This window comes from Aliiglaciecola sp. NS0011-25, assembly GCF_040370605.1.
Classification (GTDB): domain Bacteria; phylum Pseudomonadota; class Gammaproteobacteria; order Enterobacterales; family Alteromonadaceae; genus Aliiglaciecola; species Aliiglaciecola lipolytica_A.
Genome location: NZ_BAABWR010000007.1, coordinates 129,568 through 148,903, shown reverse-complemented (window position 1 = coordinate 148,903; position 19,336 = coordinate 129,568). Strand labels below are relative to the sequence as shown.

Sequence of the window (19,336 nt, the reverse complement as noted above, 5' to 3'; positions counted from 1 at the left end):
CGAATACCCGAACAATTGATTTTAATGCATAGCGATAAAGGGATTTTTAGTAAAATATATAGGTCAAGAATGATTCGACGCTAACATCTTTTGCACTGCACATCGGTTTAATTAAGCCGCTCTTTTTTAACCCATTGGATCACTTTGGGTTAGTGATTGTTGGGGTGTCTTGAGCCGGTAAAATAGCCAATAATTTAGGTTGGAACCTATTCGTATTTGGCTGATTTGCATATTGTTTAAGATATTTAAAAGTGATAAATGTGGTAATAAAAGCAGCTCCTACAACCCAAAGCTCATGCTTTAAGTCAATTAATGGCAACAAATATTGAGCGCCAATTGCGGTAGCAATCATCACCACTAGAGGCAATAAATAAATTAATGCAGAAGCGGTCAAAAGTTGATTTTCCGCCACCCCAAGTTTTACTCTTTGCCCTACCTTCGCCGCTTGATGGCACCTGAGGATGAGTTGTTCTTTCTTCGGTGTAAAAACTTTGGCAACAACACCAGTACCGCAGTTATCTTGAGCCTGACAACCGCCACATGTTGACTTTACTTCAGTTTCAACCCAAATATGATCTTTATCTACTGCAGTAATAACGCCAATTTCTTCAATCACTTTATTGCACCTGTGTTACCGAAGTAGCAATAGAATTAGCTGTACTGGCTGGAATTTTGCCAATCACCGTAACCAAAACAGCTCCCTGTTTTCTTGAATAATAAATATCTGAACCAAAGCGTGCAACGATATCACTTTCCGCTGAAGAAGCCGTTGCTTGTTGCATATAAACTGAAATATCAACTAAGCCATCACTTAACATTAAATATTCTAGCAAACCTGAATTATCAGGAAGCTGACGAACAGTATGTTTTATTTGTTGCATACCAACGGGAATAAACTCAACTTGCCAATGTTGCTCTGTATCTTCGACTGGCGCCAGCTCGATTACAGCAGGCATAGTTGCTGTTTCTAATTTGGCGAAATAAGGATCTGGTTGTTCAGTAACGCTTAACGCTGTAACTTGAATTTGTTCAACTTTTTGACCATTCAAATCAACCACGTTGATTTTTAACGGTAAACCGGTTTGTTGATCTAACCAGAGATTATAGCCAAAACGGCTTTTATCTTTGCTTATCATACGAATTTGTTGCGCTGCTTTACCGGAAATTCGACTTTTTCCGATGATCACAAAGTCATAAGAACTTAATAAAGATTTCGGATCTGTTAACAGCACATTCGGCATAGGTCCAATGATATACCCTGAAGCTAAGCTATAAGGTGTGCGGTGAGACTCGAAATAACTGACCTTTTCACCAACCCGAACAACTTCGCGGCCCGGCCCATTCAACTGATCTAACTGCTCCATCTCAATGCCATCTTGGTTAACACCATGACGCCACAGATAAGGTTGCGGATCCGCACCAGGTTTAGACAAAACATAAGAAGCAGTGTAATTAAGATTTGCTTTAGCATCTGCCATTTTATCTAGCCACATTAAAACGTTTGGATCTTGAATTAATCCAACTTGTGCACTAGCCAGTTTGACACAACTAAAAAATAGAAAAGCAGCCCAAAGATAGTTGGGCTGCAGAAAGTATTTATTCAGGAAGTTTCTCACGTTCTTGGTTTACTTCTGGTTGATTAGCTTCAGTTTTAACTTCATCTACCAAAGCACTTTCGTCTTGCAGATAACGTTGGCTATCTTTGAGCAAGACTTGCTCCATGTGGTCGTTGATAAACGCGTTAATACGACGTTGGTGGTCACGAACACTTACCGCTGGTGTAACCTGCGTTTGTTCCAAGCTTACCGGAGATAATCCCCCTTGTATGCCAGGGTATGACGCTGGTGCAGGATTAAAAATCTGTTGATCTTCTTGATTAAGCTGCTGCACACCGACAACCACTGCAACGGCAACAGAAGCTGCTATTGCTAATTGCCCGCCGGAACGAACTAGTGGGACCACATTGCTGATAACCGGTAAATCACGCCAAGTACGTTTAGGCGCTAAAATAGCAGGTTCAGACTCCAACGCAGCGGCAATAGATGCGCTTATGTCAAAATCCGCGCTTATTGGCATTTCTTTACGCATAGATTGACGAATAATGTGATAACGCTGCCATTTGGCACCCATTTCATCATCATTGAGGATATTCGAGACAAAGTTATCATCTTGACTCTCACCGTCAATAAATGCCGACAAATTTTCATGCTTATGCGTCATAAAAGGTTCCTGAATTAACGCTTCATTCTTCAACATTTTTTTACAAATGTCATTTATTTATCTTTCTAAGAGCGGGTTTAAGACTTTATCTATCGCCTCTCGCGCTCTAAAAATTCTTGATCGAACTGTTCCAACTGGGCAGTCCATCACATTGGCTATGTCTTCATAGCTCAACCCTTCCAACTCACGTAATGTTATAGCCATGCGTAAATCTTCGGGCAATTTATCCAGTGTATCAAATAACACTTTTTCAAGTTCTTCTGACATCAGACTGCGTTCAGGGGAGTTTTGTTCCTTTAACGCATCACTTCCGTCGTAATAATCTGCTTCTTCTGCATCCACATCACTGGCAGGGGGTTTTCTTCCCTGCGAAACTAAATAATTCTTTGCACTGTTAACCGCAATTCTGTAAAGCCAAGTGTAAAATGCACTTTCGCCCCGAAAGTTAGGTAAAGCTCTATAAGCTTTAATAAACGCTTCTTGGGTCACATCAGCTACATCACCTGAATTTTTGACATAACGTGAAACCAAATGCGCGACTTTGTGTTGGTACTTAGTGACCAACAAACCAAACGCATTTTTATCTCCGCGCTGCACTTTTTCAACAATCTGTTGATCCGTTATCTGCTCGCTCATTCGAGCCATCACTCCTTATACAAATACTACCACGGCTCCTGCAAGCACAAATATAGACTGTGCGTTTTGCGAAAAGTTCGATTTAAATTAAATTATTACAAACTTTCTATTCAAAGGCTTATTTTCACAAGCTGTCAATTCTGATAGGGTCTGCAAATTAATTCCAATTGGCTATTGTACTATATGAGCTCTACTGTTGAACATCGTTGTGACGTTTTGATTATTGGAAGTGGCGCGGCAGGCCTTTCTTTAGCATTAAAGTTAGCTGACAAATATAATGTAATAGTACTAAGTAAAAGTACATTGTCAGAGGGCTCTACCCGGTATGCACAAGGCGGTATAGCCGCTGTATTTGATGAACAAGACTCTATCGAATCCCATGTAAAAGATACCCTTGAAGCGGGGGCTGGGCTGTGTGAAGAGGACGCTGTTCGCTTTACCGCTAAACAAGCTAAACAGTGTATGCAGTGGTTAATTAATTACGGTGTTCCCTTCGATCAGGAAAAAGATGAACAAGGAAACGCCCGTTATCATTTAACCAGAGAAGGCGGACATAGCCACCGTCGAATTTTACATGCAGCCGATGCAACAGGCTTCGCAGTGCAAACTTCATTGCAAGAAGCCGTTATGCAGCATCCCAACATTCATCTGTTTGAACGTTACAATGCTATCGATTTAGTCCGTCATGAAGGCGCTCCCAATCAATGTTTGGGCGCATATGTATGGAACCGTAAAAAAGAACATGTTGAATTTATCCGCAGTCGTTTTACCGCGCTAGCAACAGGCGGTGCCAGTAAGGTCTACCAATATACATCGAATCCTGATGTTTCCAGCGGTGACGGTATCGCAATGGCTTGGCGTGCAGGTTGTTCTGTGGCAAATATGGAATTCAATCAATTTCATCCAACCTGTTTGTTCCACCCTGAAGCCAAAAACTTCCTCATTACCGAAGCGCTAAGAGGAGAAGGTGCATTTTTATGTCATGCAGATGGCAGCAAATTTATGCATAAATTTGATCCCAGAGGCGATTTAGCACCTCGAGATATTGTCGCACGGGCGATAGATTTCGAAATGAAACGCCTAGGAAAGGACTGCATGTATTTAGACATCAGTCATAAATCCGCAGATTTCATTGTGAAACATTTTCCCAATATTTATCGAAAGTGTCGTTCTTTAGGTATAGACATTACGCGCCACCCTATTCCTGTCGTACCAGCAGCCCATTATAGTTGTGGTGGTGTAAAAACCGATTTTAATGCAAAGACAGATTTAGATAACTTATATGCCATAGGTGAAGTCGCCTACACGGGTTTGCATGGTGCGAACCGCATGGCCAGTAATTCGCTACTGGAATGCGTTGTCTTTGCGCATGCCGCCGCCAATGATATTTTATCCAAAGCAGATATGCCTGTTTTCGAACAATCGATTCCGGCATGGGATGAAAGTCAAGTGGGCAACTCAGATGAGGAAGTAGTGATTCAACATAACTGGCATGAGCTGCGTCTATTTATGTGGGATTACGTTGGTATAGTGCGCACCAATAAACGATTAGAACGAGCGCTTCGTAGAATAGAATTGTTGCAACAAGAAATTCATGATTATTATGCTAACTTCCGAGTGAGCAATAATTTACTGGAGTTGCGAAACCTAGTCACAGTGGCAGAACTCATCGTTCGCTGTGCCATGAGTCGTAAAGAAAGTCGCGGACTGCATTATAACCTTGATTACCCAGATACCTTGGAAAAGGCCGAAGTAACCGTTCTTGCAGGCCGAAGCAGCACACCATCTCGACGACTGGACTCTTAACCGGTCGTACTATTGATTAATAATAGGAAGGTTACTGGCCTATTATTAATCTCTTTGCATTTTCGCTAAAACGTCATTTGTCCTTGCAAATGACACACCTTAGCGTCATCACTGGTCAGCGAGAATTGAATAACAGCAGTGTCGTCGTCTGATTTCCACAAAGATACATCAGATGGCAAAAACAATGGCTTTATAAAGTTAACTGCAACGCTGAACTCATCGCCAATATGTTCTTGAAACTCTGAAATACTCCTCGCCTTGCTCCACATTCCGTGAGCAATGGCCGACTTAAAACCAAATAATTTGGCGCTGGTTTGACTCAAGTGTATTGGATTAAAATCGCCAGAAACTTTACCATACTTGCGGCCAACAGCAGAATCACAATGCCATTGATTAACAAGTAATGAGCCGCTTTGTAGCTGGTAAGGTCGAGAATGGGATTTTCCACTGAAGGATTTTTTATCAACCGCTAATAGCTCACTCTCTGAGTGCCATATTAGTTGCTGTTGCTGATAAAATTTAGATTCTATTTTGAAGCTAATGCCTTTTATATGTCGTTCAAAGCTAACTATGTTACTTTCAAGTTCCACATCCATTGAAAGATCTAGCGCAGTAAGAACGTCGATCTTATTGCTTAAGTGGACAATGCCCAAAAGCGCAAAAGGAAATCGGTCATCAAGCATTAACTGCATATGTTGTTTGAAGGCATACAAATGTAAAAAACAAGGATGTAATGGGGTTGATTGCGTTTCTTGCCAGTGCACGACTTTGTGGTAAGCCTGTATTTTCGATTCATCTACCCTACCGAGCTTCTGACGAACGCCCAGTTCTACATTCGGTAAAAGTGCAGAATCGAACACCAAAGGTTGGCTTCTTTTTAGCCCCGCTTTTAGGAAATCCAACATATTTAATTAATCACTCTTCAAACACATTAACTGTCCAATGATTGTTGCTGGCAGCGCAGAACAATGCGACATAGTCGTCTGAAATCATGCTCAGAAACTTGGTCTTTGGCTAGCCACATAAACATTGGCGGTTTATTAAGTATACTTTTTTGAAAGTGCAAGCAGATAAAAGCACCGCAAATTTTACTTTTTTGGCTGATTCGATAGCATCCTGAGGAAGCGCCTTGCAACCAATTCACTTCGCCAACAGAACTCAGACTCATGACGCTTATCGAAGCATCGCCTTGGGTTTTGAATATCCAGCGAATGCCGAATAACAATGTAACAAGCGTTGCGATAGTTTGTAGCATGATTTGCTCAGGAATCACCGAGGCTTTCCAGAACCAAAAGGTTAACATCAAAAAGCTTATCCAACTGATTTGCAGGCAAATCATTAGACGGCTCTTTGCAATGCTAATTCTATACTTTGACACGACTCAAGATATGTTCAACCATTTGCGCAAGTTCGGGATCTTCGCACTCTTGATGCCCCATGAACCATGCAAATAAATCAGGATCATCACTGGTCAATAAACGTTCAAACACCAATTGTTGAGATTCATCTAAATCGTCAAAGGCTTCCTCAACAAACGGCATAAAAAGGACGTCAAGTTCAAGCATGCCTCGTCGACATGCCCACTTCAATCTAGACACTCTTTTTTTATCAAACATCCTGGCTCCAGGTAATAACATTAAACAAAATGGGATAGCTATTTTACTCAACAGAGTCTTGCATAATTAGCTTACGGCAATTGTATTCTGATTATCGTAAAAAATCTCAGACAAATTAACGATAGACTTGCATCTGAGTCGCAAAACCCCATTATAGTGGACAAGATAGATAGATTAACAAGGTATTAGCAAATATGCAGTCTAGTTTTTCAACACCTGATAGTTTTTGTGGTGAACTAAGTCACTTGGGAATAATTTCCGTTGAAGGTGAAGAGGCAGTGAGTTATCTGCAAGGAAAAGTCACTAACGACATGGAATCGTTAACTGAAGATCAGAGCCAACTTGGTTGTCACTGTGATTTCAAAGGTAAAACGTGGAATATTTTTCATGCCCTAAAAACGACTAATGGAGTCGATTTACTGTGTCACCGCGAAAGTATCCCAGCGTCCTTGGCAGAACTCAAAAAATACGGCGTATTTTCAAAGGTAGAGTTTAGCGACTCATCGAACCAATGGCATTATTTCGGTTTATCAGGTGCCCAGTCAGAACAGGCAATCGAAGCCCACTTTGGGGTGATCCCTGACAAACATTTGCAAGTTGTGTCCACACAACAAGGCAAAGTGATTCGATTTGATACGCCACACACTAGATATTTGGTTCTAGCGCACGATAAACTCGCGCAACAATTGACGCAACAACTGACCACGTCAGAAATGGCAGAAAAGTATTGGGAAGCGGCAGATATACTCAGTGGTTTAGCAAATATTCAGGCTGCCACATCTGAACAATTCGTACCTCAAATGATGAATTTGCAAGCTCTCCAGGCAATTAGTTTTGACAAAGGCTGTTACATGGGCCAAGAAGTCGTTGCGCGAACAAAGTATTTGGGAAAAAACAAACGAGCAGCTTTTATCCTGAAGTCCGAGAATACCACTTCAGTACTTGCAGGCGACATTTTAGAGGCTAAAATGGGTGATAACTGGCGACGAAGTGGTACAGTATTACGCAGTGCTTCATTAGAACATGGAACTTGTGTCTTAGCTATTTTGCCAAATGATACAACTGCAGAGCAAATATTCAGGGCTAAAGACACCCCTGAGCAATTATTTACATTACAGCCTTTACCCTACAATCTTGATTAAATTATCGGGTTTTACCGATCTAACAATATAGAGAATAACGTTATATGCTAATTTCAGAAAACGCCATTGTTACAATGCACTTTACCGTAAAAACCCAAGATGGTACCCAAATTGATTCATCGCGAGACGGAGAACCAATGGTTTATATGCAAGGTAGCCAATATCTTATCAAAGGGTTAGAAGACGCGTTAGAAGGCCGCCAACCAGGCGATAAATTTGCTCTAGATGTTGCCCCAGAGCTAGCATATGGCGAGCGTCATGACGAGCTAGTACAATTAGTACCTAAAACCATGTTTGACGGCATGGAAGTAGAAGTGGGTATGACCTTTAGGGCAACGACTGACGATGGTGAACAGTCTGTGATGGTGATTGATGAGACCGATGACGAAGTTGTTATTGATGGTAATCACCCTCTTGCTGGCGTTTCCCTCAATTTCGATGTGGAAATTTTAGAAGTAAGAGAAGCAACAGATGACGAAATTGCCCATGGACATCCGCACACCGAAGGTGGCTGTGGACATCACCACTAGTCATTTTCTGCGAAGTTAAATTAAGTGAAAATCAACTTTGTGGTTGGTTTTCCTTATCATCTTATTTAAACCGCCTCTTCATTTTCTTCGCCGGTGCGGATGCGAATCGCTCGTTCGATGCTAGACACAAAAATTTTGCCATCTCCAATTTTTCCCGTTCGAGCCTTGTCCATGATGACTTCTATGGCGCGTTCAACCAATTCATCAGGTACTATCATTTCTATTTTATGCTTGGGCAAAAAACCAATGTGATATTCAGCCCCTCGATACAGTTCAGAATGCCCTTTTTGCCTACCAAACCCTTTAACTTCGGTCACTGTCATACCTGAAATCCCAATTCCAGAAAGTGCCTCTCGCACGTCTTCCATTTTAAAAGGTTTAATAATTGCTTCGATTTTTTTCATCAAATGTCCTTAGGATTCTGCAATAAGCAAACATGCTTGAAGGCAGGTGTATTGACAAGATTGCCAACACACCTAAATTTACATTTAATTTACATCAGGTTAATAAAATATGCCAACGGCATTTATGCAGGTCGAAATAAAACACTACCGTTTTTGAAAAACCAGTGCGGTTAAAGCTACACCGAGGAAACTAACATCTGGTGATTAATCATAAATAGTGGGAATAGGTACCCTTTTATGCTGGGTCTTAGTAAATATTTCTATTAGTTTTAGCTCCACATCTTCTGAAACCTCTTTGCCTTCTAAGAAGTCGTCAATTTGATCGTAAGTCATGCCTAAAGCCTGCTCATCTGCTTTTTGCGGTGCTAAGGTTTCAAGATCTGCAGTGGGTGCCTTATGTACAATCTTATCGGGTGCGCCTAGAAACGCAGCGATTTGTCTAACTTGGCGTTTGTTTAAACCAAATAGAGGAACTAAATCACAGGCTCCATCACCATACTTGGTGTAAAAACCAGTAATGTTTTCTGCAGAATGATCAGTGCCAAGCACTAGACCATCCATCATCCCAGCTATCTCATACTGCACGATCATGCGTGAACGCGCTTTAACATTTCCTTTTACAAAATCTTGTTTATGAGGATTATCAGGAAGCAGCCCAGCTTTGGCTAACGAACCACAGGTTTGTTCGTGAAGCGCATCTGCACCAGGTTGAATATTCACACTGACAGCATGGCTTGGCTGAATAAAATCAATACTGATTTGCGCATCTTCTTCGTCGGCTTGAACACTGTATGGGAGGCGCACTGCGACAAACTGATATCCACCATTAGATTGTTTATTCAATCCATCAACAGCTAATTGAGCTAAACGCCCTAACGTACAAGAATCAATCCCTCCACTAATCCCCAACACTAACGTTTTCATTCCAGAAAGCGTGAGTTGGTTCTGAATAAATGCGACTCGCTTCTCAATTTCTTTTTGAGGATCTATTTCAGGAAGTACGTGCATTTCTTCTAAAATGGCTTTTTTGTGCATCTCAGTTCTCGTTTTTAAGGTTATTAGGCTGGATATGACGTTCAATTAGCGAACGCTTAAACATAATGAGGCTATAGATTTTGAATCTAATTTTTAATGCCTTTTTACAAATTAATTTTCTCAGATACTTTGATGTGTAATTGTATACCTAAAATAAGTTTAAATAAGTTATTGTATTCTCCAATAACTAAATTTTTTAATTCAGTAAATAAGCAAATAACATTTGGAGTATCTTTGAAAAGCGCAAACATCTCGTTGATGTCCAATACTTTACAAAAAGGCGTCACGCTTGTCGAATTAATGATAGGTTTGGCCATCGTTGCCATTGTTTTAACTATTGCCGTTCCTGCCGCCCAAGGCATCATTATCAAAAGCCGTATAGTATCAGAAGTCAATGAAATCAGCGGTGTTATTCAATTTGCGCGAGCTAACGCTGTGGATGAACAACTTGCCACTATTATATGCCCCACCTCTGACTTTTCAACCTGCTCAAATAATTGGAATCAGGTAAAAATGGTGTTTGGTGATGAAGATGGCAATGGCTCAAGAGGTGATGACGAAGATATCTTGGTGGCGACTTCGCTGATATCAAACAACAATTATGTAACCGGCCCTGCTCAAGCGATTCTATTCAATCCTAATGGATCCGCGAACGCCTTAGCAACTGTTCTTATTTGTCACAATAGTAAGGAGGCTACCTATGCCAGACAGCTTACAGTTACTCCTCAAGGCAGAGTGAAAATGAGTCAAGATGCAGATAAAAATGGCGTGCATGAAAGCATTAGCGGCGGAGCATTAAGTTGTAGCTAATGATAGTTAGCCAACATAATTAAAACTCAACTCACTATTCGATTTTGCTGATGGCTTTCAGTTTTTTTTCAAATTGCTCTAAATGTTCGGCTTTCTCATAATCAAAGTGATATTGGTTATGAAAACCGAAACGCAAACTGACCAATGCGTCCTCCAGATAAACCGTGTAACCATCATGGTCAGTGTAGGCTTTGACCCCTTGAAAAAGGTAGCCATCTTTTACAACTTCGCCTTTGTCACGAATTTTTTCGAACACATTTAAAATAAAACGGCTGTCTAATTCATTTTTCACATAAGCCTCCACAATCTGCTAGCACGAGTAAATCAGCGTTAAGTCGCAACAACACTATGTTAAATTGAGTTAAGGTTATCTGAAATTGTAACGTAAGCCGATGTAAGCCCCGTTTTGTTCAAAACCTTGTTCTCCACGGATATGTTCAACTTCGGTACGAAGTAACAGATTAACCCCGAGATAGAAATCGAAGCCAATTCCAATCTGTCCGGCCGCTACGCCCTCATCAAATTCACATAAGTTGTAACTTTCGCCTGTACCAATAGTAAATGGGGTTGCCGTACCAAATTCACAACCCTCCCCTTCGGTAAGGATTTGGCCTTCAATATCAACGTTCAATATTCCTAACCGATAAAACAGTTCACCATAATTGCTACTGGCTTTTCCTAAAACTGAAATCCCTAAAGCATCAGCGTTAAGCCCAAAGTCAGCTGCATTTACGCCTTCAACTGTCGTGGGTAATTGTTCAATCATTGATTGTTTGGAAAGCTGATGATAGCCAAATTCTGCATACCATTTTTCAGCGAATTGGTAGCCCACCGCTAATTTATAACTAGTAGTGTTAGCGCTAGTTGATGCTAAATTGGCTTTGGCGTAGCCCAGAGTCGTTACACCATACATATTGTCTGTAGCAACAGCATGACCGCTCATAATTAATGAAGTGGCAATAAAAAGACAACGAGAGTGTTTCACACATAATCCTTCAAATTGAGCTAAAAACACAGCAATATTGTATGTCTATATTTAGCTGAAGTGGGAAAAAATCTAAACTAATTTTAAACCTCATATTAACCCAATTTTTCGAGGATGTGCTTATTTTTTCAAGCAAAATTAAAATCAATCAGAGTTTTAAAGCGACAAATAAATAAAGTAAAATTGGTATTTACTTACTGTATATTCTTATTCGGCAGATGTTTAACTGCTGCAAATATTAAGTGAAACTAAACAATCATTTGTAATTTCACTCAAGTAATTAAACTAAATCTTGTTTGGTAAATTAACAGCGCATTTGCGCTTACACCGCAAGCATAGTTTAATTGGATGTTAATTGACTGGTCCATTCTATTGAAAATACACATAAATCCAATAAAAGGCTTGGTTATTATTGTTTGTATTTATTTATCGGGCTGTGCTTCAAATAAAGATTCTCAGTTGCACATTCGACATGTATTTGACAAACAAATAACCCCTTCGAGTGCAGGATTCGAATTTGTTATGACTTGGTTCTTGCCGCCAGCGGAGCTTTTTGGCAGCCAACAAAATAGCGTGTTTGCGAATATGGGTTTGCGATCGCGGAATTCACAAGTACCGCGACTTTCCCTAGATAACGAAACGCGACTAAGATTAGAAGACATTGCAATCCAGCGATTGGAAAACGAACTTGAATCTAATCGAATGTGCCCACATGGATATAAAATTGACCAAATCAAATGGCTCGAACGCTCTATTGGGTTTATTGGTAAGTGCCAATAACTCAATATCAAATCAATAGCTGTTACAGAGGAAACAAATATGGAAACCATTAAGACACGCGCTGCCGTAGCTTGGGAAGCTGGAAAACCACTTAGTATCGAAGAAGTCGATTTAATGCCGCCTCAAAAAGGTGAAGTGTTAGTCAAGATAGTGGCAACGGGCGTTTGTCATACCGATGCGTATACGCTATCTGGAGATGATCCTGAAGGGCTTTTCCCAGCGATTTTAGGCCACGAAGGGGCAGGAATTGTTGAAGCAGTAGGTGAAGGTGTGACTTTAGTCGAAGTGGGTGACCACGTGATTCCTTTGTATACAGCGGAGTGTGGAAAATGCAAATATTGTTTATCGGGTAAAACCAACTTATGCCAGGCTATTCGAGCCACTCAAGGCCAAGGTTTAATGCCTGATGGCAGCACCCGTTTTTCTAAAAATGGAAAGCCTATATACCACTATATGGGCACATCCACTTTTGCCGAACATACTGTTGTACCAGAAATAGCCCTTGCGAAAATTCCCAAGGAAGCTCCTTTGGAAAAAGTGTGTTTGTTGGGATGCGGGGTCACCACAGGAATGGGCGCAGTTAGCAATGCAGCCAAAGTCCAAGAAGGCGACACTGTTGCAGTATTTGGCTTAGGCGGAATTGGCTTGTCAGTGCTAATAGGTGCCAGAATGGCCAAAGCAGGTCGCATTATCGCCATTGATATTAATGAAGACAAATTTGAAATCGCTAAACAACTGGGCGCGACCGATGTCATTAACCCAAAAGATTACGACAAGCCGATTCAAGAAGTGATTGTGGATATGACCGAAGGTGGTGTTGACTATTCATTTGAATGTATTGGTAATGTGAATGTTATGCGCTCCGCACTGGAATGCTGCCATAAAGGTTGGGGAGAGTCAGTGATTATTGGTGTCGCTGGTGCTGGCCAAGAAATTTCCACCCGCCCTTTCCAACTTGTGACTGGCCGAGTTTGGCGTGGAACGGCCTTTGGCGGTGTGAAAGGTCGCAGCCAATTACCCGATTATGTGCAACGGTATATGGATGGTGAATTCGAACTCGATACATTCATCACCCATACAATGGGTTTGGAAGACATTAATAAAGCCTTCGACTTAATGCACGAAGGTAAGTCTATTAGATCGGTGGTACATTTCTAATGTCAGTTTTGGAACTAACCTCTTCAATTAAATCATTCGGTGGTCAACAGCAGCGTTTTAAGCACCAATCGAGCGTGCTGGATTGCGAAATGAACTTGAGTGTTTATGTGCCCCCACAAGCTGAACAAAACAAGCCCTTACCGGTAATTTATTGGTTAAGTGGGCTTACCTGTACCGACGAGAACTTCGTAACTAAAGCTGGTGCGGCGCGAGTAGCGGCTGAACTGGGGTTGATTATTGTATCTCCCGATACTAGCCCTAGAGGCGATGAGGTTGCGGATGATGAAGGCTATGATTTAGGTAAAGGGGCTGGTTTTTATTTAAACGCTACCCAGGCACCGTGGAATGCTCATTATCATATGTATGATTACATTGTGGATGAGTTGCCCAAATTAATTAATCAAACCTTTAATTGCATGCCAAAAGTAGCATTAGCAGGACACTCTATGGGTGGCCACGGTGCACTCACTTTGGGTCTATCTAACATGCAAAAATACACCTCTATTTCTGCATTTGCGCCAATTGTAAATCCATTGAATTGCCCTTGGGGTGAAAAAGCGTTCCGCGCTTATTTAGGGGATGATATTAGTGCATGGGAACAGTACGACGCGTGTACATTGCTGCAGCAACAAGGTCAATTTTTGCAGCTGCCAATATTAATTGATCAGGGTTTAGATGATAACTTTTATGAGAGTCAGAAATTAACCAAGCCGTTTGACGAACTAGCTAAAAAAATGCACTACCCAGCCACGGTCAATTACCATCCAGGTTATGACCACAGCTACTTTTTCATCGCTAGTTTTATTGAAGATCATCTGCGTTTCCATCACAAATTTTTGACCGCAGTAGAGTAGCGAAAACGAATTATGTTGAACATCAACACACCCACTTAATAAATCAAAAAGCCTCTGTTTAACAGGGGCTTTTTATTCTCGCTTATGCCCATACTATGACGGGTCAATGGCACTTAATGTTGATGGTGCTGATCAGGTAAAGACTCTAAGTAGGTCACCAAATGATCGATTTCTTTAGGCTTCAAAAATCCGCCCCAAGGTGGCATTAATGGACTTTTTCCTACCGCAGCGCCGCCTTCCACAATTATCGATTTTATAGCTGTAGTATCCGTATTGTGGTGATATAAAGGCGAAGTGAAATCGGGCATTGGAACACCTAACAAGGCTGCATCAGGCCCTTTACCATCGCCTTTTACACCGTGACAGCGAGCACAGTTAACCGCAAACAATCCGGCGGTCGCATTTTGATCATATCCTTCTGGCGTATTATCAACTTCTTCTCTAAAAACGTTGGCTTGATCTGCGTGAACCAGTTGCAATACTTCACCACTTGGCTCGGATGCGGCTCCTAATGTTGTGACTAAAATCTCTCCGCCACTTAGCTGCACCACCGAGCTTATTCCGCGTTGCGCATATTGATTTGCCCTAGCAATCAATTCAACACTTTCTACTTGCGGTTTATCTGAATCCATCACAAATACTTTCGCCGAATAATTATCCGCAAAAACATATTTGTCTTTCAATTTTGGGTACATATCAGAACGATTTACAATTCCGCCAATAACGGCTCTGTCATAAGCGTTGTGCTCGTATGTATAAACTGGGCCTTGTTGTGGGATATCGAGGGTTTCCCAAGCTTTGACGCCACTTTCACTGCGCCCTTCAATTACCGGGAATTGATAATGTTTACCGGCTTCAATTTTGTTTACTTCTTCCCAAATAGTTGAACCTACATCACCTAGCCAAAGGTCATTTGTCAGCGGGTCGAACTTGAACCGAAACGGATTACGTAGGCCTAACGCATAATATTCGTTACGTATGTTGTCATTATCCCAAAACGGATTATCTTTAGGAATATAGTAATTCTGAACTGTCCCATATTGCATAGGTGCATCAATTGGATTGCTCTTTTCAGGATCCATGTCAACATCAATACGTAAAATACCAGAGCGCAGCACTTCAGAGGATGTGGTCGCTTCGGGCGGATGTACACCTTCACCTAAACCAATATACAGAAATCCATCTGCGCCAAATTCCATAGCGCCACCATTGTGGAAGCCTGAATCGTTTCGAATCAAATCGAATAAAATAGTTTCCGAAGCAGTATTCATCTTGGCATCTTGCGAGGTGATTTCGAAACGAGAAATACGATTATGTTGTATATTCTCCTCCCGAGTGTCGGTGTAATAAAGATAAATGAATGGTTTAGGCGCAGTTGAATCGGCAAATTTTGGGTGAAAATCAAAGCCAATCGCACCATTTTCCATTTCTACTTCACCCATGAACTCTGAAACATCAACAACTATCTGCGCGTCATCTCCATCGGCATTGGCTATTTTTTTGATTTTTCCGCCTCTTTCTAACACGTAAACAGTACCGTCATTTTCCGGACCTTCACGTACCAACACAGGTTGTGCAAATTTGAGCTTAGGTAAGTAATTTTTGAATCCCCAATCAGATGTCTCCACTGGGTTAAACCAAATACGGACTTGAGTAATAGCATTGGCAATATCGCGATCGGATGTAAACGCTTTGCCCATTCCCAGTGGAACGAGGAAGTAAATCAATGCCAATATACCAGTTACGCTAAAAACACGCCTAAATGTGGCCGCAATACCACTTCCTAAGCTGCCTAAAATTGAACCACTAAACAACAAGCTCTGCATCACTACGAATGCCAGTAGATAAAACAGCGTTGCGAACAAGCCAATAGCTGCGATTAACTGCGGATCATAATTGATTGTTGTCGCGAGGAACAAATACAGCGACGCTGTTGTGTAAGCATATAAAAACCAGATGTACTCATTTGCGAAACGTTTAGCGCTTGAAAAAGCACTACTACCATTACGCCAAAATGCTAGACCAATTTGGATTGCATAGGTAATCACAAAAATCTTTACAATTTGCAGCATATCAGCGTGACTCACGTATACATCGGGGAGATGTAATATGCTATCTGGAATAATCTCAAAAGTTTTGGTAAAGCTAAAACTTAGAGATACTGTGAGAGCAATTAAAATAAGCTGTATAAGTGTGCTTAAAATAAAATATTGACGACTAGTGTTTGACACATTCAATCCTATAAAATTTATAAACCTAACAGTTTTTAGAAGTAAGTTCTAACTGCGCACCTTTCATTTAACTATATTAAAAGCGCCCTTCGACTAAACACAAGAAAATTCGTTTTTTTCAACAAATTCAACGGTGTAATTTTCGACTTGTTGTTTAAACTCTTTACTTGAAAAAGTATGATCGGCTTTTGAGATACGATGAACAGTGGTATCACTGCCGTTTAATTTTTTCCATGGCTTATTATTAAGCGTTTGTTGTTCAAACTCTTTTGCTGTCAAATCAACCCCACTCAATACTAAACAAACTTTACCTGTAAATGTTTGTAGGCCCTTTTGCATTTGAGCTTGATAACTTTGTTGTTGATTATCTTGACTCGAAACACTGTCGCTAACAAAACCTTTTGCATCTCCAAGACTGCTTGCCACATTCACTTTTCCACGTATCAGTTTCAACCAAAACTCTTTTGAAAGTAACCTTTGTACATAATAATATTTCAACATTGTTTTGCCCATTGCAGCGTCACTTCTTAACCATGGGTTTAGCAAAAACAAGCCTTTAATACGGCTGTCTTGTGGCGCATAAATCATGGCAGCCGATGCTGCATCACAGAGTCCCCAAATCACAATAGATTCTATACCAAGCTGAGCACACATATGATCACATGCAGCTTTAATATCTTCGTTAATCTCATCAAAAGACTTTTTATCACCTTCACTGTCGCCCATTCCAGTGTAGTCAAATCTCAACGAAGCAATGTTTGCTTTGGCTAACGCCCGGGAAAGTTGCACAAATTGTCGATGACTGCCAACACGATACTGAGGGCCTCCGACGACTATAAGTACTGCGGTTTTCAAAGGGGTAGAAGGCTTATGCAAAATCCCCATTAATTGAACTTCACCACTATTAATAACCACAGCTGACTCGATACTATCAGGCGTCATCATAATTCTCCCTGTAACGCATTTAGTGTGGGTTGATGCAATTGACTCTGCTCGAATATTTCTGGAATTTGCCAAAAAGCTGAGCCTTCAAAACAAACAATTTTAAGAAATTGTTGATCCCACTCTTTAGTCTGAATAGCAACCGCAGGGGTAATTGAGGCACTTGCCAACTCAAACCATGTGACTGGGCAGGGTAAATTTAACGATTTAGATACTTCAAGGTTGTCGATAGAAGCAAGTAGGTCTGAGCTAATTTCATAACCTGCCACCTCAACATTAACACCCGACATTATGCGCTCACGCCAATTGACTTTTTGCTCTCCCTGCATCATTGAGTTTGCTTGTTTTAAACGTAAGAATTGCGTCATAAACTGCTTACCTTTAGTAACAGGTTTCCACAATAGGACATCTTTCACTGGCAAAATTTGGTTAATGGTCTGCAGCTCTCTTAATGCCAACAATCCACCGAAACGCAGCCCCCAAAGAGTAATATTTTCAATACCTAAGGATTTCAACCACTGCGCGACACAAATGATATTTTCTCGCCAAATAGCAGCATTGACTTGCTCGATTTCTTTTTCACTGTCACCCGTTCCAAGATAGTCCAGCGCAAAAACGCTGTAGCCTTGTTTGGCTAAAAACAAAGCTTGCTTTGCAACTATTGCTCTACTTAGATTTAGCTCTTCGAAAATAGATGGAAGCAGTAAAATTGTCTTTTGCGGATTTGTTTGCCCATATTGGCTGACAAACAAGTTACCTTCGGCACTAGGTAGGAAATAACCTTTAATCACATTTGCTTCCTATAGGTACATGTTTTTTAAGGAAGATAATAATATCTCATTAGATTTGAAAAGACATCGGCGATGCTAAAACAGTATTAAACTGTTTTAGCATCGCTCTGATAATTCTACTTTATTATCACTTTTTAGTTAACTGAAGCAACAATATAGCAATTTAGCCAAACATACCTTAGCATAAGCCTAGGAATTCTCAGTTTTTCATGAAGAAAAACTATATCAGGCACAGTTTAGCGGAATCACATGGCAGTAAAATTTTTAAAACCCCTTGCCGATGCAAGTCAATTTCCGGCCCCCAGCGTTACAGCCACTCCTAAATTTAGATTGAGCGATTTAGATTTGGCGCAACACACTCAAGGGGATGTAAGGGAAACCACATTTACCCGAAATGGCCGCGGCGCAATAGGTATAGCAGGAACTGCGTTAAGAAAGGAAAATGTAAATAATGTCATTCTCATTCCTGCTTATCACTGCCCTGCGTTAGTTGAACCTTTCATCTGGTTAGGCTACGAAATCCGATTTTATCCAGTACAGGCTGATTTATCTGTCGATATCGCCGTTTTAGAGCAAGCAATGGCAAAAGGAGATATTACCCACTGTGTGGTAGTGAGATATTTTGGATTTGGTCAGAATAACGATGAAGTAATTCAATTTTTACATACTCAGTCGGTAGAAATAATAGAAGATTGTGCCCATTCCTTATTTAGATTTGTCGACCATTTCGCAGATTCAGGTAAACGAGTGCCGGATGTTAGCGCTAGTATCTGCAGCATCAACAAAATATTGCCCACAATAGATGGTGGAGCTTTATATCTAAAAGATAAATATGAAGCAAAATTAACTCATGTCGGCTGGTCAGAAGAAGCTAAAGCTTGCGCATTCATTGTCGGGATCCCGCAAATGCTTGCCAAAGTAAAAAGCCTAGTTAACCAATCTAAACCAGAACAAGTCCCTCAAATCTCGGATCCAGCCGAAGAGGATGCTCACTTACGTTATTTTCAACCAATTGACTTAGCATCTGCGAGTTACCGTCACACTAAAACCATATTCTGTCACAGTAATTTAAAGCATATACGCAAGCAAAGACGTGAAAATTTCGAATTCATTGTAAAAAACATTGATAATCCCGAGGTAGGCAATGCGTTATTCAAGCAATTGAATGATGAAGATATTCCTTACGTTATTCCTTTTTTGCTGCAAGATGAAAAGTACTTTTTTGATTTACGTAAAAAAGGCATACAAATACTTAGGTGGGAAGAAGTTGCGATTAGTGATTGTAATATAAGTCAAGATTACCGCTCGAGACTTATACAAGTACCATGTCATCAGCAACTTTCCAACCGACAGCTAAATTTCATTGTCGACACTTTCAATCAATTGCGCCCCTAGG

The 19,336-nt window shown here is 40.8% G+C and carries 22 protein-coding genes; 8 read left to right on the top strand and 14 right to left on the bottom strand.

The window, feature by feature from the left end; translation table 11 throughout:
* Nucleotides 1-139: 139 nt before the first annotated feature.
* The 4 genes from ABWV72_RS08110 to rpoE all read right to left on the bottom strand — a co-directional run bounded on the left by ABWV72_RS08110 (nucleotide 140) and on the right by rpoE (nucleotide 2,856).
* Nucleotides 140-616 (bottom strand): SoxR reducing system RseC family protein, encoded by a 477-nt coding sequence (locus ABWV72_RS08110; protein WP_216048137.1) that lies wholly within the window; start codon nucleotides 614-616, stop codon nucleotides 140-142.
* Between the two features lies 1 nt (nucleotide 617).
* Nucleotides 618-1,493: a MucB/RseB C-terminal domain-containing protein gene (locus ABWV72_RS08105; protein ID WP_353369918.1), complete on the bottom strand. Its 876-nt coding sequence runs from the start codon at nucleotides 1,491-1,493 to the stop codon at nucleotides 618-620.
* Between the two features lie 103 nt (nucleotides 1,494-1,596).
* Nucleotides 1,597-2,220 carry a sigma-E factor negative regulatory protein gene (locus ABWV72_RS08100; protein ID WP_216048136.1) on the bottom strand — a complete coding sequence of 208 codons (624 nt, stop codon included), beginning with the start codon at nucleotides 2,218-2,220 and terminating at the stop codon, nucleotides 1,597-1,599.
* Nucleotides 2,221-2,277: 57 nt separating this feature from the next.
* A complete protein-coding gene (rpoE, locus tag ABWV72_RS08095; protein ID WP_216048135.1) occupies nucleotides 2,278-2,856 on the bottom strand; it encodes an RNA polymerase sigma factor RpoE in 579 nt (192 codons plus the stop codon).
* 183 nt (nucleotides 2,857-3,039) lie between these two features.
* On the opposite strand from rpoE, the gene nadB reads away from it, so the two are divergent.
* A complete protein-coding gene (gene nadB, locus ABWV72_RS08090; RefSeq protein WP_216048134.1) occupies nucleotides 3,040-4,662 on the top strand; it encodes an L-aspartate oxidase in 1,623 nt (540 codons plus the stop codon).
* Between the two features lie 65 nt (nucleotides 4,663-4,727).
* On the opposite strand, the gene ABWV72_RS08085 is transcribed toward nadB, so the two are convergent.
* The 3 genes from ABWV72_RS08085 to ABWV72_RS08075 are packed head-to-tail and all read right to left on the bottom strand — an operon-like array spanning nucleotide 4,728 to nucleotide 6,278.
* Nucleotides 4,728-5,567 carry a MaoC/PaaZ C-terminal domain-containing protein gene (locus ABWV72_RS08085; protein ID WP_353369864.1) on the bottom strand — a complete coding sequence of 280 codons (840 nt, stop codon included), beginning with the start codon at nucleotides 5,565-5,567 and terminating at the stop codon, nucleotides 4,728-4,730.
* 26 nt (nucleotides 5,568-5,593) lie between these two features.
* Nucleotides 5,594-6,001, bottom strand: coding sequence for a protein YgfX (locus ABWV72_RS08080; RefSeq protein ID WP_353369862.1), 408 nt, complete (start codon nucleotides 5,999-6,001; stop codon nucleotides 5,594-5,596).
* Nucleotides 6,002-6,026: 25 nt separating this feature from the next.
* The gene (locus tag ABWV72_RS08075; RefSeq protein ID WP_216048131.1) at nucleotides 6,027-6,278 is read right to left on the bottom strand and encodes an FAD assembly factor SdhE; all 252 of its coding nucleotides are present in this window, start codon (nucleotides 6,276-6,278) and stop codon (nucleotides 6,027-6,029) included.
* Nucleotides 6,279-6,472: 194 nt separating this feature from the next.
* Here ABWV72_RS08075 and ygfZ point away from each other — a divergent pair, with 194 nt between their 5' ends.
* Nucleotides 6,473-7,420: a tRNA-modifying protein YgfZ gene (ygfZ, locus tag ABWV72_RS08070; RefSeq protein WP_353369859.1), complete on the top strand. Its 948-nt coding sequence runs from the start codon at nucleotides 6,473-6,475 to the stop codon at nucleotides 7,418-7,420.
* A 44-nt stretch (nucleotides 7,421-7,464) separates the two neighbouring features.
* Nucleotides 7,465-7,950 carry an FKBP-type peptidyl-prolyl cis-trans isomerase gene (locus ABWV72_RS08065; protein WP_216048129.1) on the top strand — a complete coding sequence of 162 codons (486 nt, stop codon included), beginning with the start codon at nucleotides 7,465-7,467 and terminating at the stop codon, nucleotides 7,948-7,950.
* A gap of 65 nt (nucleotides 7,951-8,015) precedes the next feature.
* Here the strand turns inward: ABWV72_RS08065 and ABWV72_RS08060 are convergent, their stop codons facing one another.
* Nucleotides 8,016-8,354, bottom strand: a complete 339-nt coding sequence (locus ABWV72_RS08060; protein WP_216048128.1) for a P-II family nitrogen regulator — start codon at nucleotides 8,352-8,354, stop codon at nucleotides 8,016-8,018.
* Nucleotides 8,355-8,558: 204 nt separating this feature from the next.
* On the bottom strand, nucleotides 8,559-9,389 hold the full coding sequence (gene nadE, locus ABWV72_RS08055) for an NAD(+) synthase (RefSeq protein ID WP_216048127.1): 831 nt from the start codon (nucleotides 9,387-9,389) through the stop codon (nucleotides 8,559-8,561).
* A gap of 234 nt (nucleotides 9,390-9,623) precedes the next feature.
* Here nadE and ABWV72_RS08050 point away from each other — a divergent pair, with 234 nt between their 5' ends.
* Nucleotides 9,624-10,199 carry a GspH/FimT family pseudopilin gene (locus tag ABWV72_RS08050; protein ID WP_353369856.1) on the top strand — a complete coding sequence of 192 codons (576 nt, stop codon included), beginning with the start codon at nucleotides 9,624-9,626 and terminating at the stop codon, nucleotides 10,197-10,199.
* A 34-nt stretch (nucleotides 10,200-10,233) separates the two neighbouring features.
* Here the strand turns inward: ABWV72_RS08050 and ABWV72_RS08045 are convergent, their stop codons facing one another.
* Both ABWV72_RS08045 and ABWV72_RS08040 read right to left on the bottom strand, forming a co-directional pair.
* Nucleotides 10,234-10,491, bottom strand: a complete 258-nt coding sequence (locus ABWV72_RS08045; RefSeq protein ID WP_353369854.1) for a DUF3081 domain-containing protein — start codon at nucleotides 10,489-10,491, stop codon at nucleotides 10,234-10,236.
* 75 nt (nucleotides 10,492-10,566) lie between these two features.
* Nucleotides 10,567-11,184: a hypothetical protein gene (locus ABWV72_RS08040; protein ID WP_353369852.1), complete on the bottom strand. Its 618-nt coding sequence runs from the start codon at nucleotides 11,182-11,184 to the stop codon at nucleotides 10,567-10,569.
* A 372-nt stretch (nucleotides 11,185-11,556) separates the two neighbouring features.
* Between ABWV72_RS08040 and ABWV72_RS08035 the strand changes: the two genes are divergently transcribed.
* Genes ABWV72_RS08035 through fghA form a run of 3 tightly spaced genes read left to right on the top strand, consistent with a single transcriptional unit; the run spans nucleotide 11,557 to nucleotide 13,976 of the window.
* Nucleotides 11,557-11,964: a hypothetical protein gene (locus tag ABWV72_RS08035; protein ID WP_216048124.1), complete on the top strand. Its 408-nt coding sequence runs from the start codon at nucleotides 11,557-11,559 to the stop codon at nucleotides 11,962-11,964.
* A 39-nt stretch (nucleotides 11,965-12,003) separates the two neighbouring features.
* Nucleotides 12,004-13,122, top strand: coding sequence for an S-(hydroxymethyl)glutathione dehydrogenase/class III alcohol dehydrogenase (locus ABWV72_RS08030; RefSeq protein ID WP_353369850.1), 1,119 nt, complete (start codon nucleotides 12,004-12,006; stop codon nucleotides 13,120-13,122).
* Nucleotides 13,122-13,976, top strand: a complete 855-nt coding sequence (fghA, locus tag ABWV72_RS08025; RefSeq protein WP_216048123.1) for an S-formylglutathione hydrolase — start codon at nucleotides 13,122-13,124, stop codon at nucleotides 13,974-13,976. Before ABWV72_RS08030 ends, fghA begins: the two co-directional genes overlap by 1 nt.
* A gap of 113 nt (nucleotides 13,977-14,089) precedes the next feature.
* On the opposite strand, the gene ABWV72_RS08020 is transcribed toward fghA, so the two are convergent.
* The 3 genes from ABWV72_RS08020 to ABWV72_RS08010 form a co-directional block, all read right to left on the bottom strand.
* Complete coding sequence (locus ABWV72_RS08020; RefSeq protein WP_353369847.1) at nucleotides 14,090-16,207, bottom strand: PQQ-dependent sugar dehydrogenase; 2,118 nt, start codon at nucleotides 16,205-16,207, stop codon at nucleotides 14,090-14,092.
* Between the two features lie 93 nt (nucleotides 16,208-16,300).
* Nucleotides 16,301-17,152, bottom strand: coding sequence for a hydrolase 1, exosortase A system-associated (locus ABWV72_RS08015; RefSeq protein WP_353369845.1), 852 nt, complete (start codon nucleotides 17,150-17,152; stop codon nucleotides 16,301-16,303).
* Nucleotides 17,149-17,940 carry an alpha/beta hydrolase family protein gene (locus tag ABWV72_RS08010; protein ID WP_353369843.1) on the bottom strand — a complete coding sequence of 264 codons (792 nt, stop codon included), beginning with the start codon at nucleotides 17,938-17,940 and terminating at the stop codon, nucleotides 17,149-17,151. Before ABWV72_RS08010 ends, ABWV72_RS08015 begins: the two co-directional genes overlap by 4 nt.
* A gap of 249 nt (nucleotides 17,941-18,189) precedes the next feature.
* Between ABWV72_RS08010 and ABWV72_RS08005 the strand changes: the two genes are divergently transcribed.
* Nucleotides 18,190-19,335 (top strand): DegT/DnrJ/EryC1/StrS family aminotransferase, encoded by a 1,146-nt coding sequence (locus tag ABWV72_RS08005; protein WP_353369841.1) that lies wholly within the window; start codon nucleotides 18,190-18,192, stop codon nucleotides 19,333-19,335.
* The last annotated feature ends 1 nt before the right edge of the window (nucleotide 19,336 follow it).

What these genes read in the sequence shown, in the direction of transcription:
- ABWV72_RS08105 (WP_353369918.1), bottom strand. Translation starts at nt 1,493, where the DNA reads ATGTGGCTAGATAAAATGGCAGATGCTAAAGCAAATCTTAATTACACT.
- ABWV72_RS08100 (WP_216048136.1), bottom strand. Translation starts at nt 2,220, where the DNA reads ATGACGCATAAGCATGAAAATTTGTCGGCATTTATTGACGGTGAGAGT.
- rpoE (WP_216048135.1), bottom strand. Translation starts at nt 2,856, where the DNA reads ATGAGCGAGCAGATAACGGATCAACAGATTGTTGAAAAAGTGCAGCGC.
- nadB (WP_216048134.1), top strand. Translation starts at nt 3,040, where the DNA reads ATGAGCTCTACTGTTGAACATCGTTGTGACGTTTTGATTATTGGAAGT.
- ABWV72_RS08085 (WP_353369864.1), bottom strand. Translation starts at nt 5,567, where the DNA reads ATGTTGGATTTCCTAAAAGCGGGGCTAAAAAGAAGCCAACCTTTGGTG.
- ABWV72_RS08080 (WP_353369862.1), bottom strand. Translation starts at nt 6,001, where the DNA reads ATGATTTGCCTGCAAATCAGTTGGATAAGCTTTTTGATGTTAACCTTT.
- ABWV72_RS08075 (WP_216048131.1), bottom strand. Translation starts at nt 6,278, where the DNA reads ATGTTTGATAAAAAAAGAGTGTCTAGATTGAAGTGGGCATGTCGACGA.
- ygfZ (WP_353369859.1), top strand. Translation starts at nt 6,473, where the DNA reads ATGCAGTCTAGTTTTTCAACACCTGATAGTTTTTGTGGTGAACTAAGT.
- ABWV72_RS08065 (WP_216048129.1), top strand. Translation starts at nt 7,465, where the DNA reads ATGCTAATTTCAGAAAACGCCATTGTTACAATGCACTTTACCGTAAAA.
- ABWV72_RS08060 (WP_216048128.1), bottom strand. Translation starts at nt 8,354, where the DNA reads ATGAAAAAAATCGAAGCAATTATTAAACCTTTTAAAATGGAAGACGTG.
- nadE (WP_216048127.1), bottom strand. Translation starts at nt 9,389, where the DNA reads ATGCACAAAAAAGCCATTTTAGAAGAAATGCACGTACTTCCTGAAATA.
- ABWV72_RS08030 (WP_353369850.1), top strand. Translation starts at nt 12,004, where the DNA reads ATGGAAACCATTAAGACACGCGCTGCCGTAGCTTGGGAAGCTGGAAAA.
- fghA (WP_216048123.1), top strand. Translation starts at nt 13,122, where the DNA reads ATGTCAGTTTTGGAACTAACCTCTTCAATTAAATCATTCGGTGGTCAA.
- ABWV72_RS08015 (WP_353369845.1), bottom strand. Translation starts at nt 17,152, where the DNA reads ATGATGACGCCTGATAGTATCGAGTCAGCTGTGGTTATTAATAGTGGT.
- ABWV72_RS08005 (WP_353369841.1), top strand. Translation starts at nt 18,190, where the DNA reads ATGGCAGTAAAATTTTTAAAACCCCTTGCCGATGCAAGTCAATTTCCG.